Origin of the sequence: Micromonospora echinofusca, assembly GCF_900091445.1 — a bacterium.
Taxonomy (GTDB): domain Bacteria; phylum Actinomycetota; class Actinomycetes; order Mycobacteriales; family Micromonosporaceae; genus Micromonospora; species Micromonospora echinofusca.
In genome coordinates this window covers 6,531,401-6,546,822 of the sequence record NZ_LT607733.1, presented here as the reverse complement: position 1 = coordinate 6,546,822, position 15,422 = coordinate 6,531,401, and the positions used below count along the sequence as shown (strand labels likewise).

14 protein-coding genes are annotated in these 15,422 nt (G+C 74.9%); 7 read left to right on the top strand and 7 right to left on the bottom strand.

Going from position 1 to position 15,422, the window contains the following annotated elements:
* Both GA0070610_RS28195 and GA0070610_RS28190 read left to right on the top strand, forming a co-directional pair.
* Nucleotides 1-1,272, top strand: a complete 1,272-nt coding sequence (locus tag GA0070610_RS28195) for a metallophosphoesterase (RefSeq protein WP_089002842.1) — start codon at nt 1-3, stop codon at nt 1,270-1,272.
* A 100-nt stretch (nt 1,273-1,372) separates the two neighbouring features.
* Nucleotides 1,373-4,567: a UvrD-helicase domain-containing protein gene (locus tag GA0070610_RS28190; protein ID WP_089002841.1), complete on the top strand. Its 3,195-nt coding sequence runs from the start codon at nt 1,373-1,375 to the stop codon at nt 4,565-4,567.
* A gap of 134 nt (nt 4,568-4,701) precedes the next feature.
* Here the strand turns inward: GA0070610_RS28190 and GA0070610_RS28185 are convergent, their stop codons facing one another.
* Complete coding sequence (locus tag GA0070610_RS28185; RefSeq protein ID WP_089002840.1) at nt 4,702-5,331, bottom strand: prepilin peptidase; 630 nt, start codon at nt 5,329-5,331, stop codon at nt 4,702-4,704.
* 10 nt (nt 5,332-5,341) lie between these two features.
* Entirely contained in the window at nt 5,342-6,370 is a 1,029-nt protein-coding gene (locus GA0070610_RS28180; RefSeq protein WP_172896611.1) for an EamA family transporter, read from the bottom strand.
* Nucleotides 6,371-6,450: 80 nt separating this feature from the next.
* Here GA0070610_RS28180 and GA0070610_RS28175 point away from each other — a divergent pair, with 80 nt between their 5' ends.
* The 3 genes from GA0070610_RS28175 to GA0070610_RS28165 all read left to right on the top strand — a co-directional run bounded on the left by GA0070610_RS28175 (nt 6,451) and on the right by GA0070610_RS28165 (nt 9,498).
* The gene (locus GA0070610_RS28175; RefSeq protein ID WP_089002839.1) at nt 6,451-7,059 is read left to right on the top strand and encodes an LppU/SCO3897 family protein; all 609 of its coding nucleotides are present in this window, start codon (nt 6,451-6,453) and stop codon (nt 7,057-7,059) included.
* Between the two features lie 568 nt (nt 7,060-7,627).
* Entirely contained in the window at nt 7,628-8,116 is a 489-nt protein-coding gene (locus GA0070610_RS31830; protein ID WP_392567345.1) for an LppU/SCO3897 family protein, read from the top strand.
* Between the two features lie 140 nt (nt 8,117-8,256).
* Complete coding sequence (locus GA0070610_RS28165; RefSeq protein ID WP_089002838.1) at nt 8,257-9,498, top strand: ATP-binding protein; 1,242 nt, start codon at nt 8,257-8,259, stop codon at nt 9,496-9,498.
* Between the two features lie 91 nt (nt 9,499-9,589).
* Here GA0070610_RS28165 and GA0070610_RS28160 read toward each other — a convergent pair whose 3' ends face one another.
* Nucleotides 9,590-10,144, bottom strand: a complete 555-nt coding sequence (locus tag GA0070610_RS28160) for a GNAT family N-acetyltransferase (RefSeq protein WP_089002837.1) — start codon at nt 10,142-10,144, stop codon at nt 9,590-9,592.
* 125 nt (nt 10,145-10,269) lie between these two features.
* Here GA0070610_RS28160 and GA0070610_RS28155 point away from each other — a divergent pair, with 125 nt between their 5' ends.
* Both GA0070610_RS28155 and GA0070610_RS28150 read left to right on the top strand, forming a co-directional pair.
* Entirely contained in the window at nt 10,270-10,815 is a 546-nt protein-coding gene (locus GA0070610_RS28155) for a DoxX family protein (RefSeq protein ID WP_089002836.1), read from the top strand.
* Nucleotides 10,816-11,029: 214 nt separating this feature from the next.
* Nucleotides 11,030-12,472: a glycosyltransferase 87 family protein gene (locus GA0070610_RS28150; RefSeq protein ID WP_089002835.1), complete on the top strand. Its 1,443-nt coding sequence runs from the start codon at nt 11,030-11,032 to the stop codon at nt 12,470-12,472.
* 19 nt (nt 12,473-12,491) lie between these two features.
* Here GA0070610_RS28150 and GA0070610_RS28145 read toward each other — a convergent pair whose 3' ends face one another.
* The 4 genes from GA0070610_RS28145 to moaC form a co-directional block, all read right to left on the bottom strand.
* The gene (locus GA0070610_RS28145) at nt 12,492-12,920 is read right to left on the bottom strand and encodes a molybdenum cofactor biosynthesis protein MoaE (RefSeq protein ID WP_089003787.1); all 429 of its coding nucleotides are present in this window, start codon (nt 12,918-12,920) and stop codon (nt 12,492-12,494) included.
* Nucleotides 12,921-12,952: 32 nt separating this feature from the next.
* The gene (locus GA0070610_RS28140) at nt 12,953-14,212 is read right to left on the bottom strand and encodes a molybdopterin molybdotransferase MoeA (protein ID WP_089002834.1); all 1,260 of its coding nucleotides are present in this window, start codon (nt 14,210-14,212) and stop codon (nt 12,953-12,955) included.
* Nucleotides 14,213-14,294: 82 nt separating this feature from the next.
* A complete protein-coding gene (locus GA0070610_RS28135; protein WP_089002833.1) occupies nt 14,295-14,765 on the bottom strand; it encodes a MogA/MoaB family molybdenum cofactor biosynthesis protein in 471 nt (156 codons plus the stop codon).
* On the bottom strand, nt 14,762-15,253 hold the full coding sequence (moaC, locus tag GA0070610_RS28130; RefSeq protein ID WP_089002832.1) for a cyclic pyranopterin monophosphate synthase MoaC: 492 nt from the start codon (nt 15,251-15,253) through the stop codon (nt 14,762-14,764). The genes GA0070610_RS28135 and moaC overlap by 4 nt, the downstream gene beginning before the upstream one ends.
* Between the last annotated feature and the right edge of the window lie 169 nt (nt 15,254-15,422).

Here is a 15,422-nt window from a genome sequence, read left to right as displayed (position 1 = left end):
ATGCTGGCGGCACTGGCGTTCGTCGCCACCATAGGGCTGGTCACCGGCCTGATCCACCTCTACCTGTGGAAGCGCCTGGTGCGGGACACCACCACCCCGGGGCGCTGGCGGCGGATCGGCGGGATCACCGCCCTGGTGCTCGCGCTGCTCGTACCGGCGACCATGGTCGGCACCCAGGCGGGCCTCTACTGGCTCGCGTGGCCGGGCTACCTCTGGCTCGCCGTCATGTTCTACCTGCTCGTCCTGCTCGTGGCGCTGGAAGTGCCGATGGCGGTGACGAAGCTCGTGCTGCGTCGCCAGGTCGCCGCCGCGGAGCCCACCGCCGCCGCACCCGAGCCCGCCATGGTCTCCGCCGCGCCCGAGCCCTCCGCGGTGGGCGCGGCGGGTCCGGCCGACCCGCCGGCCGCCGGAGCCGTCGGGCAGCCCGACCACGACCCGGCCCGCCGGTTGCTGCTCGCCCGTGGGGCCGCGATCTTCGCCGGGCTCACGGCGACCGGTCTCACCGGGTACGGCATCCGCACCGCCCTCGGCCCGCCGCAGCTCGACCGGGTGCAGATCCCGCTGGCCAAGCTCCCCCGCAGCATGGACGGCCTGCGGATCGCCACCGTCTCCGACATCCACCTCGGCCCGCTGCGCGGCCGGGCGCACACCGAGCGGATCGTCGCCGCGATCAACCGCCTGGACGCCGACATCGTCGCCGTCGTCGGCGACCTGGTCGACGGCTCGGTCGCGGAGCTGGGCGAGGCCGCCGAGCCGCTGCGCGGGCTGCGGTCCCGGCACGGCAGCTACTTCGTCACCGGCAACCACGAGTACTACTCGGGCGTCGAGGAGTGGGTCCAGGAGTTGGACCGCCTCGGCCTGCGGGTCATGCAGAACGAGCGGACGGAGATCCAGGCCCGGGGCGGCGTACTCGACCTGGCCGGGGTGAACGACGTCACGGCCGCCGGCACCGGCCTGGCCGCCCCGGCGGACTACGCGGCGGCGCTCGGCGACCGCGACCCGAACCGCCCCGTGGTGCTGCTCGCCCACCAGCCGGTGGCGGCGGTCGAGGCGGCGAAGTTCGGCGTCGACCTCCAGCTCTCCGGGCACACCCACGGCGGCCAGATGGTCCCGTTCAACCTGCTGGTGAAGCTCCAGCAGCCGGTGGTCTCCGGCCTGGGCGAGGTCGACGGCACGAAGGTCTACGTCACCAACGGCGCCGGCTTCTGGGGCCCGCCGGTGCGCGTCGGCGCCGAACCCCAGATCACCCTGGTGGAGCTGCGCTCCCGCTGACCCATAGCGCGGGCGGCCGGTGTTGTCCAGCACCGGATGCTCAGGTCACGGGTGTGCGTGGCGACGGGTGGGTTATGGCGCGGTCGTGACAGGATGCGGCGTGCCTCCGTTCAGTCCCGCACCCCCCGGCGGCCCTTCGCCGTTCGTCGCGGATCTGCACATCCACTCGAAGTACTCGCGCGCGTGCAGCCGCGACCTGACCCTGCCCAACCTCGGCTGGTGGGCACGGCGCAAGGGCATCGGAGTGCTCGGCACCGGCGACTTCACCCACCCCGCCTGGTACGACCACCTCCGCGAGACGCTGCACCCGGCCGAGCCCGGCCTGCACCGACTCAGCCCGGAGGCGGAGCGGGACATCGCCCGCCGGCTGCCGCCCCGGCTGGCCAGCGAGGCGGAGGCGGACCCGGTCCGGTTCATGCTCAGCGTGGAGATCTCCACGATCTACAAGCGGGACGACCGCACCCGCAAGGTGCACCACCTGATCTACCTGCCCGACCTGGACGCGGTGGCCCGGTTCAACGCCGCGCTCGGGCGGATCGGCAACCTCGGCTCGGACGGCCGGCCGATCCTCGGCCTGGACTCCCGGGACCTGCTGGAGATCACGCTGGAGGCCAGCGCGGACGGCTACCTGGTGCCGGCGCACATCTGGACCCCGTGGTTCTCCGCGCTGGGCTCCAAGTCGGGCTTCGACGCGATCGCCGACTGCTACGCCGACCTCGCCGAACACATCTTCGCGGTGGAGACCGGCCTCTCCTCCGACCCCGGGATGAACTGGCGCGTCGGCAGCCTGGACGGCTACCAACTGGTGTCCAACTCGGACGCGCACTCGCCGCCGGCGCTGGCCCGGGAGGCCACCGTCTTCGCCACCGCCCGCGACTACTTCGCCATCCGCGACGCCCTGCGTACGGGTGACGGGCTCGCCGGGACCATCGAGTTCTTCCCCGAGGAGGGCAAGTACCACGCGGACGGGCACCGGCTCTGCGGGGTCAACTGGTCGCCCGAGCAGACCCGGGCCGCCGGTGGCCGCTGCCCCGAGTGCGGCAAGCCGCTGACCGTCGGCGTGCTCAGCCGGATCGAGGAGCTGGCCGACCGCCCGTCGGGGCACCGCCCCGCGCACGCCCGCGACGTCACCCACCTGGTGCCGCTGGCCGAGATCCTCGGCGAACTCAACAAGGTGGGTGCCCGGTCCAAGCGGGTCGAGGGGAAACTCCACGAGCTGATCGCCGCGCTCGGCCCCGAGCTGGAGATCCTCACCACCACGCCGCTCGACGAGATCGGCCGGGTCGGCGGGGAACTGCTCGCCGAGGGCATCGGCCGGCTGCGCCGGGGCGACGTGCGCCGCGTCCCCGGCTACGACGGCGAGTACGGCGTCATCACCCTCTTCGACCCGGCCGAGCTGGGCGGCGACGCCGGTACGGCGCAGGAGACCCTCTTCGACGTACCCGTGCCGGCGCAGCGCACCCCCGCGGAGCCGGCGCCGAAGCCCCGGGCCAAGCGCCCGACGGCGGCCAGGGCCGAGCCCAAGCGCAAGGCCGCACCGCCCGCGCCGCCGCCCCCGATCGCGCCGACGCCCTCGCCGCACGAGCCGTTCGAGCCGATGCTCGCCGGGATGGAGGAGGTCGGCACCGGCCTGCTGGACCGCCTGGACGCCATGCAGCGCGTGGCCGCCTCCGCGCCGGGCGGTCCGCTGCTCATCGTGGCCGGGCCGGGCACCGGCAAGACCCGGACGTTGACCCACCGGATCGCCTACCTCTGCGCGGAGCTGAACGTCTTCCCCGAGCAGTGCTTGGCGATCACGTTCACCCGGCGGGCCGCCGAGGAACTGCGGCACCGCCTCGACGGCCTGCTCGGCCCGGTCGCCGAGGACGTCACCGTCGGCACCTTCCACTCGCTGGGGCTGACGATCCTGCGGGAGAACGCCGACGCCGTCGGCCTCCCGGCGGACTTCCGGATCGCCGACGACGCCCAGCGGGCGGAGGCCCGCGCCGAGGCCGGCGACGACGACACCGCCTACGCGGCACTGCTACGCAAGCAGGACCTGGTGGACCTGGACGAGCTGCTGACCCTGCCGGTCGCGCTGCTGAAGGCCGACAAGAAGCTGGTGCAGCGGTACCGGGAGCGCTGGCGCTGGATCTTCGTCGACGAGTACCAGGACGTCGACGAGGTGCAGTACGAGCTGCTGCGCCTACTCAGCCCCGCCGACGGCAACCTCTGCGCGATCGGCGACCCGGACCAGGCGATCTACTCCTTCCGGGGCGCCGACGTCGGCTACTTCCTGCGCTTCTCACAGGACTTCACCGACGCCCGGCTGGTCCGGCTGAACCGCAACTACCGCTCCTCGGCCCCGATCCTGGCCGCCGCCGTGCAGGCCATCGCGCCGTCGTCGCTGGTCCGGGGTCGCCGCCTCGACCCGGCCCGGCTCGACCCGGAGGCCCCGCTGGTGGGTCGCTACCCGGCGGCGTCCGTCGCCGACGAAGCCGACTTCGTCGTACGCACCATCGACGAGCTGGTCGGCGGGCTCTCCCACCGGTCCCTGGACTCGGGGCGCATCGACGGCCGGTCCACCTCGCTCTCCTTCTCCGACATCGCGGTGCTCTACCGCACCGACGCCCAGGCCGCACCGATCGTGGACGCGCTGGCGCGGGCGAACATCCCCGTGCAGAAGCGCTCGCACGACCGGCTGCGGGACCGGCCCGGGGTGTCCGCCATCGCCCGCGAGCTGCGCCACGCCGACGGGCTCGACGGTTCGCTGGCCGCCCGCGTCCGGCTGGCCGGGCAGGTGCTGGCGGAGCGCTTCGCGGTGCCCACGCTGGACGGCTCCGGCGCGGTACGCCCGGAGGACGTCCGCTCGGCCGTCGACCTGCTCACCCCGCTGGCCCGCCGCTGCGGCGACGACCTGCCGCTGTTCCTCTCCCAGCTCGCCACCGGCGCGGAGGTGGACGCGCTCGACCCCCGCGCCGAGGCGGTCACGCTGCTCACCCTGCACGCCGCCAAGGGGCTGGAGTTCCCGGTGGTCTTCCTGGTCGGCGCCGAGGACGGGCTGCTCCCGCTGCGCTGGCCCGGCAGCATGCCCGACGACGACGCGATCGCCGAGGAGCGACGGCTCTTCTTCGTCGGGCTGACCCGCGCCCAGGACCGGCTGTACGTCACCCACGCCGCCCGTCGCAGCCGACACGGAACGGAACGCGAGTGCGTACCGTCGCCGTTCCTCGGCGCCATCGACCCGGGCCTGTTCGAGCGCTTCGGCGAGGCCGAGCCCCGCCGCCCCCGCGACCGCCAGCTCCGCCTGATCTGAGCCACCCGCGCTCGGACCGTAGGCCTCGGTCCGGCCGCGGGGTGAGCGCTCAGGCGGTCAGGGCGCCCGGTGCACCTGTCCGTGCGGAGCGTCAGGCGGTCAGGGCGGCCGGTGCACCTGTCCGTGCGGCGGCCTCAGGCGGTCAGGGCGGCCAGCCAGGCGCCGGTGAGCAGGGCCGGGCCCAGCGGGAGCGGGGTGTCGCGGCGCACCCTGCCGGCGGCCAGCAGGACGAGCACCACCGCGCCGTGCAGCAGGTGCGGCAGGAGCAGCCCGAGCGCCAGGGACGAGCCGCCGAGCCAGCCGAGCGGCAGGCCCAGGACGGCGGCGAGCTTCACGTCGCCGAAGCCCAGCCGGGAACCGGGCAGCAACGCCAGCACCACGTGGCAGGCGAAGCAGAGCGCGGCCCCGGCCGCCGCCCCGAGCAGCCGCCCGGGGCTGCCGGAGCTCAGCGCCGCGCCGGCCAGGCCGACGGCGGCGACCAGCGCGGCGGTGCCGACCAGCGGGTCGGGCAGCCGCAGGCAGGCCAGGTCGACCAGGGCGAGCACCAGCCCGACGGCCGCCAGCACGAGGAGGACGGGCAGAACGGGGTCGGCCCCCAGCGCCGCCGCGAGCCCGGCGAACACGACCGCCCCCGCGGCCGCACCCGGCATGGCCCTGACGACACCTGCGGCGGGCGGGGCGGTGAAGTGGCGGGCGGCCCGGGGAGCGACGAGGCCGGCCAGGGCGCCGAGCAGTGTCACGCACGCCAGCAGCCCCGTCGACACGGGGCGGACGCTACCGCCGCGACGGCTCCGGCGCGGTCCCCGGTGCGGGACGTCGCGGTCTCTCGGTGCTCACCACCAGGGCCACCCCGGCGACGATGACCGCGCCGCCGAGCACCACCCGCGCGGTGACCGGCTCGGCCACGAACAACGCGCCGAGCGCCACCGCGACCACCGGGTTGACGTAGGCGTACGTGGAGGCCAGCGAGATCGGGGCGTGGTGCAGCAGCCAGACGTACGCGGTGAACGCCACCAGCGAGCCGGCCACCGTCAGGTACGCGAGCGCGAGCCACGACCGGGTCGTCACCGTGCCCGGGTCGAAGCCGCGCAGCTCGCCCCGGCCCACCGAGAGAACGGCGAGTGCCGCCGCCCCGGCGAGCATCTCGTAGACGGTGGCGACGAACGGATCGGCGGGCATCCGGATGCGCCCGGAGAGGAAGGAGCCGACCGACCAGCAGGTGGCGCCGACGACCACGGTCAGCGCCCCGGTGAGCGGCACGGCACCCGTCCCGCCGGTCGGCAGCACCAGCAGCACCAGCCCGACGAAGCCCAGCGTCACCCCGGCCAGCGTCCACGACCGGGGTCGGTCGCCGGTGACCGTACGCAACAGCACCACCAGCAGCGGAACGGTGGCCACCAGCAGCGCGGCGATCCCCGAGGGCACCGCGACCCCCGGCGGCCCGGACTCGGCGAGCACCACCAGCCCGTTGCCGCCGGCCAGCAGGAGCACGCCGACCAGCGCTGCCGAGGCGAGTTGGTAGGGGTCGACCCGCAGCGCGCCGCGCCCCCGCCGTAACCGGAGCACGATCGCCAGCACCAGGGCGGCGGCGGCGAACCGGGCGGCGGCGGAACCGAGCGGCGGCATGGACTCCACCGCGATCCGGATGCCCAGATAGGTGGAGCCCCAGAGGACGTAGACCAGCAGCAGAGCGGTCCAGAGCAGCGCCGGCCTGGCGGCAGCCGTACGAACGGTCCCGGCTCCCGGGCCCGTTCGGGTGCCGGCGTCGGCCGGCGGCGGTGCACTCGGTGGAGGTGGGCTCATCGGTGGACACGCTACGGTGGCCTCGGCGTCGGCGTCCCTCGTTGGTGGCCGGCCTCTCACCACTCGCACGGGAGGCGTGCATGGCGAACTACGGAGCACCGGGTCACGGGGACCCGGACCCGTGGCACGGGCGACGCCCCGACGAGTCGTACGGTCCGCCGGCCGGCGGGTGGGGTGGCGGGGAGGCCCCGTACGCGGGAAGTCCCGCCCCGCCCCCGCAGCGCCGACGCGGGCGGGCGGGCCCGGTCGTCGCGGTGCTGGCGACGGTGGCCCTGCTGGTCGTCGGCGGCGCCGCCGTGCTCTACCTGCTCGGTCAGGACGACGACACGCCGGTCGCCACGCCGAGCGAGCCCGCACCCGCGGCGAAGACCGAACCGCCGACGGCGACGACGGGCGCGGCCACCGCCGCCCCGGGCACGCCGCCCGCCCCCGAGTCCTCGGCCGACCCGCGCTTCGTCAAGGCGGGCCAGTGCGTCCGCAACGACGGCCCCGCCGGCGGCAAGCCCAAGCTGCTGATCAGCGACTGTGCCCCGCAGACGTACGAGGTGCTGCGCCGCATCGACGGGGCGACCAGCGGCGAGAAGGACGCCGCCGCGAAGTGCGCGAAGGTCGACGGCTACACCAACTGGTACTTCTTCGACAGCGAGTTGGACACCCTCGACTTCGTGCTCTGCCTGAAGCAGCGCTGAGCGCCGCGACCGGCACCATCCACACCCCCTGAGCACCGCACCCTGGACCACGCACCCCTGATCCACCCGCACCCCTGAGGAAGAGATGACGACCTACGGATCACCCGCGCAGCCGGAGGACCCCTACCAGCGCCCACCCGGCACCCCGGGCGGCCCGCCACCCATCGACCCGACGCTGCCCGAGTGGGGTCAGCCGCCGGCCGCCGGACAGTGGGGCCAGCAGCAGCCGGGGGGTGACCCGCAGTGGGGCCAGCAGCAGCCCGGCAGCGAGCCGCAGTGGGGCCAGCCGCCGTCCGGTGGTGAGCCGCAGTGGGGGCAGTCGGACCCGATGTGGAACCAGCCGCAGCCGCCGACCCCGGAGCCGGCCTACCCGCCACCGACCTCCGGCGCGGGCTACCCGCCGCCCAGTTCCGGCGCGGGCTATCCGCCGCCCAGTTCCGGCGCCGGCTACCCGTCGCCGGCGGACCAGGGCGGCTACCCGGCGGCCGGGCCGTATCCGCCGGCCGGGCCGACGCCCGCCCCGGGTAACCAGTGGGGCGCCCCGCCGCCGGGCCCCGGTGCGTACGGGATGCCGCCGGCCGCTCCGCCGGCGAAGAGCGGCGCCGGCAAGGTCGCGTTGATCATCGGCCTGGTCGTGGTCCTCCTGCTCTGCCCCTGCCTCGCCCTCGTCGGCTGGGGGTTCTACCAGGCTGGCGAGGACGACGATCCGATCGCGACCCCGACGGTGAGCGCTCCGGTGAACCCGAGCGGCCAGCCGACGGGCCGGCCGACGAGCGAGCCCACGGACGAGCCCAGCGCCGCGCCGACCTCCGCCAAACCGAGCCCCAGCAGGAGGGACTTCGCCAAGGGCGACTGCGTCGTCAACGACGGTACGGCCACCGACGCCGAGCTGCGGAAGGTGCCCTGCGGCCCCAACACGTACGAGGTGCTGCTGCGGATCCCGGGCACGGCGGACGGCGACCGGTGCAAGACCCGGGCCCCGGAGGCGACCGCGAACTACGTGCACGACAACTCGCTGGACTTCCTCGACTACGTGCTCTGCCTGAAGAAGCGCTGATTACCAAAACTAGGGCTGTCTAGCGTGGACGCTAGACAGCCCTAGTTTTGTGTCGAGAGGCTTCCGACGCCCCGACACGCCGGTTGCCCCATCTACGCATGTCTAGTCCCGCAGCTAGACGGCCCGATACTGTGCGATGCGTGGATCCGGTCCGCAACCCGTACGCCCCGGGCGCCGGCCAGCGCCCGCCCGAGCTCGCCGGGCGGGGGCGCGAGCTGGACGTCTTCGACGTCGTGCTGGAGCGCATCGCCCGGGGCCGGCCCGAACGCAGCCTGATGCTCACCGGGCTGCGCGGGGTCGGCAAGACCGTGCTGCTCAACACCCTCCGCTCCCAGGCCATCAACCACCTCTGGGGCAGCGGCAAGATCGAGGCCCGGCCGGACCAGTCGCTGCGCCGCCCGATCGCCGCCGCGCTGCACATGGCCGTCCGGGAGCTGGCGCCCCGCCACCGCGCCCCCGACCGGATCGACGCCTTCCTCGGCGTGCTCAAGGCGTTCGCCCAGCGCACCGCGCCGACCGGTCGCGGCAACGCCGCCCCGAAGCTGCGCGACCGCTGGCAGCCCGGCATCGACGTACCCGCCGCCAGCGGCCGCGCCGACTCCGGCGACATCGAGATCGACCTGGTCGAGCTGCTCACCGACGCCGCGGCGGTGGCCGCCGACGTCGGCACGGGCATCGCGATCTTCATCGACGAGATGCAGGACCTCGGCCCGGAGGACGTCTCCGCGCTCTGCGCTGCCTGCCACGAGCTGTCCCAGCTCGGCGCGCCGCTGATCGTGGTCGGCGCCGGGCTGCCGCACCTGCCGGCCGTTCTCAGCGCGGCCAAGTCGTACTCCGAGCGGCTGTTCCGCTACCAGCGCATCGACCGGCTCGACCGGATCGCCGCCGACCAGGCGCTCTGCGCGCCGGCCGAGCGCGAGGAGGTGGAGTACGAGCAGAAGGCGCTCGACCTGCTCTACGAGAAGTCGGGCGGCTACCCGTACTTCGTCCAGGCGTACGGGAAGGCGACCTGGGACCACGCGCCCCGCTCGCCGATCACCGCCGCCGACGTACGGGTCGCCGCGCCGGAGGCCGAGGCCGAGCTGGCGGTCGGCTTCTTCGGTTCCCGCTTCGAGCGGGCCACCCCGGCCGAACGCGAGTACATGCGGGCCATGGCCACGCTGTCCCTGGTGGAGGGCGAGATCGACGGCGGGGGCCGGGACGACATGGACGCCGCGGTGCCGACGGCGGAGATCGCCCGCGCCCTGGGGCGCAAGCCGGCCAGCCTCTCCCCGGCCCGCGACGCGCTGATCAAGAAGGGGCTGATCTACTCCGGGGAACGCGGCACGGTCGCCTTCACCGTCCCCCACTTCGGCCGCTACCTGCGTACCCAACCGGCCTGACCAGCCACCACGGACCGGGACGGGCGCCACGCCGATCAGGGCGGCGCGGGCCCGGCGCGGCGCGGGCGTCGAGCGTCGGGCCAGCGGGGCGTCAGACCTTGGACCAGGGGGGCGGGAAGAGCACCTCGCCGCGCGGCGGCGGGCCCTCGCCGCTCGTGGCCGGCGGCAGCACCAGCGCCTGCCAGGGGTCGCCGAGACCCGACCAGGGGCTGGTCAGGCCCATCCGGTCGGCCCGACCGAAGCCGAACCGGTGGTAGTAGGCCGGGTCGCCGAGCACCACCACCAGCCGCTCGCCCAGCTCGGTGGCCGCCTCGATGGCGGCCTGCACCACCGCCGTGCCGAGCCCGATCCGTCGCCGGTGCGGCGCGACCGCCACCGGGCCGAGCGCCAGCGCCGGCGCGACGTGGTCGTCGGACTTCACCCGCACCCGGGTGAGCAGGGCGTAGCCGACGACCTCGCCGCCGTACTCGGCGACCATCGCCAGCTCCGGCACCCAAGCGTCGCTGCCGCGCAGCTCGTCGACCAGCCCGACCTCCGGCGGCGTGGTCACGTCGGGGCGGGCGAACGCGGCGGCGAGCACCCGGCGGACCGCGCCGGTGTCGGCCGGGTCCTCAGGTCGCAACCGGAGCGTCGTCACGCCGGGCACGTTACCCCTCACAGGCGGTCCATCAGCGACGGTCGCTCGAATCGGCGTGGCGCGACGTGCACGTCCGCCGATCCGGATCGGCGGTTGCGGGGGTAGCGGGGCCGGCGACGGGGTATGACTGACCCATGAAACCCGTGCGTTCCCTCGCCCGCGCCATGCTGAGCGGCATCTTCGTGGTCAGCGGGTTCACCAACCTCCGCAACCCCGGACGGCTGGTCCCGGCCGCGAAGCCCGTGACGGACCGGGTGACCCCGCTGCTGGAGAAGGCCGATCCCCGCATCCCCACCGACACTGAGACGCTGATCCGCGCCAACGCGGCGGTGCAGGTGGGCGCCGGGCTGATGCTCGCCACCGGCCGGTTCGCCCGGCCTGCGGCGCTCGTCCTCGCCGGCACGCTGGTCCCGGTGACCCTCGCCGGGCATCCCTTCTGGAACAACGACGACCCGACGACGCGGCACAACAACCAGATCCACTTCCTGAAGAACCTCGGCCTCCTCGGCGGACTGCTGCTCGCCTCGGCGGACACCGGCGGCAAGCCGGGGCTGCGCTGGCGGACGGGTCACCGGATCGGCCACTCCCGACGTTCCGTGCAGCGAGCCGTCCGTACCGCCCGCAGGGAGGCCCGGATCGCCGTACGATCGGCAGCGACGGCCCGACGACTGCCCGGCTGACCTGCGTCGATACCTCCCCCGGCCGACCCCTCACGTGTCAACGCCGCGAATCACCTGAACCACCCGACAGGCGTTAACGCGGTGGAAATGTCAAAAACATGTGTGGGATCGGACACGGTCGCATAACGCGGGAGGCATTAACGTGAGGCGCCGTTCTAGGCTCCGTGCAGGACCTGGACGGGTAGGACGACCTTGGTACGGGGGTGGCCACGCCATGCCGGCGACCGTCGGAAGACGGGTGGACCGCCTCGCCCCAGTCCGCCGCGTAACGCGTGGGATCGATCGTAGGACAGTCGTACGGACCGGCATCGTGGCCGCCGTCGCCTATGCCGCATGGCTCGCCATCGGTGCTTTCGGGCGGCCGTACAACTTCTTCGACATGAAGATCTACCACGGCGCGGTGGTGTGGTGGGCGAGCGGTCACGAGCTCTACGAGTTCATCGCACCCGGCACCACCCTGGGCTTCACCTACCCGCCGTTCGGCGGCCTGGTGATGCTCCCGATGGCGCACCTGCCGGTCGAGCTGGCCGGCATCGTCAACGCGCTCGCCAGCGTCGCGGCCCTGGCCGTCGTGCTGGCCGGGCTGCTCCGCCCGATCGTCGACCGGCTGGGCTGGCCCCTCTGGTTCACCGTGGGCCTCGCGACGCCGCTGGCGGTCGCCATCGAGCCGGCCCGGGAGACCCTCGGCTACGGCCAGGTGAACCTGCTCCTCTTCGCCCTGATCATGGCCGACCTGATCGGCCTGCGCTGGCGGTCGCGCCGGGGCACCCACATCGCCCCGAGCGACGGACCGCTGCTGCGCTTCGTCTACAGCGGCGCCTGGGCCGGCGTGGGCATCGGCCTGGCCACGGCGGTCAAGCTGACCCCGGCGCTGTTCATCGCCTACCTGATGATCACGCGGCAGTGGCGCGCCGCCACCACCGCCATCGGCACGGTGATCGCCGTGACCCTCGGCTCCTTCGCGGTCGTCGGCACGGAGTCGCGCGCCTACTTCGGCGGCGTGCTCTGGCAGACCGAGCGGGTCGGGGCCGCCGACATGACGCCCAACCAGTCGCTGGCGGGGCTGCTGGCCCGCCTGTACGACTCGATCGAGACGCCCGGCCTGCTCTGGCTGGCGTTCTCGGTGCTGATGCTGGCGGTCGGCCTCTCCCGGGCCGTCAACGCCCGCGCCGACGGCGACGAGCTGACCGCGTTCACCCTGGTCGGCCTCACCGCCAACGTGATCAGCCCGATCTCCTGGACGCACCACCTGGTCTGGGTGATCCCGGCGATCATCGTGCTCGCCGACGCCGCCGTACGCCGCCGCGACGCCAGTCGTGGGCTGGCCCAGCGGTCCGGTCAGAGCGGTTACGGCGGCCCGCCGGGGGTGACCGGGCTGCGCCCACCGATCTGGTACCCGACGCTGACCGGGCTACGGCACGGCGCCGCCGCGATCGGGCTCTACCTGCTCTTCCTGATCTCCCCGATCTGGCCGTACGAGCACCAGCTCCCCGAGGTGTCGCACTACCAGGACGGCCTCTTCGGCGCCCTGATGGAGAACTCGCTGGCGCTGGCCCTGATCCTGCTGGTCGCCGCGCTGCCGTGGCGCCCCGGCGCCGAGCCGGCCTTCTACGGCGACCGGTTCGGCCGCCAGGCCGTGCCGGGCGTCCGCCGCTGACGGGATGGAGCCGCCCCACTCAGGGGCAGTTCACCCACTCCTCGGTGCCGTCGGCGAAGACCTGCCGCTTCCAGATCGGCAGCCGCGCCTTGACCTCGTCGACCAGCCGGGCGCAGGCCGCGAACGCGGCGGCCCGGTGGGCGGTGCTGACGGCCGCCACCAGGGCCACGTCGCCGATGGCGAGCGGGCCGACCCGGTGCGACACCGCGACCGCGTACACGTCCGGGTCGGCGGCCACCTCGGCCGCCACCTCGCGCAGGATCCGCTCGGCGCTCGGGTGGCCCTCGTACTCCAGGCTGGTCACCGCACGGCCGTGGTCGTGGTCGCGGACCACCCCCTGGAACGAGACCACCGCGCCGGCCCGGCGGTCCGCGACCGCCGCCTCGTGCGCGGCGAGGTCGAGCGGCCGCTCGGTGACCTCACCGAACGTCGCGGGCTGTCGGGCCACGGGCCGGCCCGACGCGTCGGCCGTCGGCGCGGTCACCACGCACGCTCCCCGGGCAGCAGCGGCAGCGGTACGACCGGCACCCGGTCGCCCGGCTCGCCGGAGGTGCCGGGGCGGATGACGGCGAACCCGTCGGCGCCGGCCAGCCCGCGCAGCATCGCCGAGCCGACGTGCCGGACCGGCTGGGCGGTGCCGGCGGTCCGGTCCACCCGCACCAGCGCCAGGTGCGTGTACGCGCCCCGGCCGCGCACCGGCTCGGCGAGCGTGACGTGCGGCAGCACCGGCATCGGGCGGCCCGCCAGGCCGGCCAGCAGCGGAGCGACCAGCGAGACCAGGGCGACGATGGCCGACTGCGGGTTGCCGGGCAGCCCGGCGACGAACCGGACCCGGCCGTCGGCGTCGGCCAGCCGCGCCAGCAGCATCGGGAAACCGGGCCGCACCGCCACCGTGTTGACCACGTAGTCGGCGCCGAGCGCCTCCAGCGCCGGATGCAGGTGGTCGACCGGCCCGTGCATCGTGCCGCCGGTCGTGCACACCAGGTCGGCGGTGCCCAGCGCGGCGCGCAGCGCCGCCACGTGCGCGGGGAGCGTGTCCGCAACCGGGCCCACCACGTCCGAGGGGCGGACGAGGCAGCCGTAGCGGCGCAGCCACGCCGGCACCGCCGGCCCGAGCGCGTCGCGCACCCGCCCGGCGCCGGGCGGGCCGGCGGTCAGCAGTTCGTCGCCGAAGACCAGCAGCGCGGCGCGGGGTTGGCGCCGTACCAACAGCCGGTCGTGCCCGCAGGAGGCAGCCAGGCCGATCACCGCCGGGTCCACCGGCGTGCCGGCGGGCACGAGTTCCTCCCCGGCGTACGCCTCCTCGCCCGGCTCCCGCCACTCCGGCGCCGGCCGGGGCGTGCCGTCGACGAGCCCCTCCGGCGTACGGCGGGACTCCTCCACCCGCAGCACGGCCGTGGCGCCCTCCGGCACCATCGCGCCCGTGGCGATCTCGACGGTCGTCCCGTCGTCGGCCAGCGGGGCGGGGGTGCCGCCCGCCAGCACCCGCCCGACCGGCCGCCACGGACCGGCACCCCGCACCGCCCAGCCGTCGACGCTGGAGGTGGGAAAGGCGGGCAGGTCCGTACGGGTGGCCAGCGGCTCGGCGAGGGTGTGCCCGTCGGTCTCGGCGAGCGGCCGGCTGACGGCGGGCAGCGCGGCGGCCAGGCCGACGGCGTACACCCGGGACCGGGCCTCCTCCCAGCCGGCGGGCGGGGGCGCGCTGACCGGCTCGGCGGCCGGTACGGTTTCCGTGCTCACCGGCCGAGCCTAACGGTGGGGCGCCCCGCTCGCGCCGTCAGCGGCACCGCGCCCACCGGTTGGCCGTGGGCCGGGCCGGTCGTCAGTGGTCGCCGCCGCGGAGCTGGTCGACGGCGTGGCTGAGGATCGGCCCGAGTACGGCGAGACCGTCCCTGGCCCCGCCGGTCGAGCCGGGCAGGTTGACCACCAGCATCCGGCCGACGACGCCGGCGAGCCCCCGGGAGAGCGCGGCGGCGGGGACCTTGTGGCGGCTGTGCGCCCGGATCGCCTCGGCGATGCCGGGGACCTCGTGGTCGAGCAGCGCCCGGGTCACCTCGGGCGTGCGGTCGGAGGGGTTGATCCCCGTGCCGCCGCTGGTCAGCACGACGTCGATCCCGTCGGCCAGGGCGGCCCGCAGCGCCTCGCCCACGGGCTCGCCGTCGGGCACCACCACCGGCCCGTCCACCTCGCAGCCGAGGTCGCGCAGACCGGCCACGAGCAGGGGGCCGCTGGTGTCCGCGTACACACCGGCGGCGGCCCGGTTCGACGCCACGACCACCCGCGCGCGGATCACGACCGCTCCTGCGGGCGCACCCACAGGCCGGTCTTGCCGCCCTCCTTGCGCAGCACCCGGACCGCGTCGACGCTGGCCGCCGGGTCGACCGCCTTGACCATGTCGATCAGCGCCAGCCCGGCGACGGCCACCGCCGTCAGCGCCTCCATCTCCACGCCCGTGCGGTCGGCCGTCCGCGCGGTGGCGGTGATCTCGACGGTGTCGTCGGTGAGGGTCAGGTCGACCGTGACGCCGTGCAGGGCGATGGGGTGGCAGAGCGGGATCAGCTCGGGGGTGCGCTTCGCGCCCATGATGCCGGCGAGGCGGCCGACCGCCAGCGCGTCGCCCTTCGGCAGCCCGTCGCGGCGCAGTAGCTCGACGACCTCTCTGGTGGTGCGGAGCCGGCCGGCGGCGACGGCCAGGCGGCCGGTGACCGCCTTCGGGGAGACGTCGACCATGCGGGCCGCGCCCGCCGGATCGACATGGGTGAGCTGCGCGGGATCGGTCACGGTCGCGAGCCTATCCGGCGGGTGACACCGTCCTGTCGCGAATTGACCGGGAGAGGGAACGCGTTTCCGGCTCGTTGCGCCACGACCGTTTCCACCCCGCTTCCACGGGCCGGTCCGATAGTCGTCCTCCCCAGCGCGACGCTGGACCGGGATGTCGTCCGGTAACCGC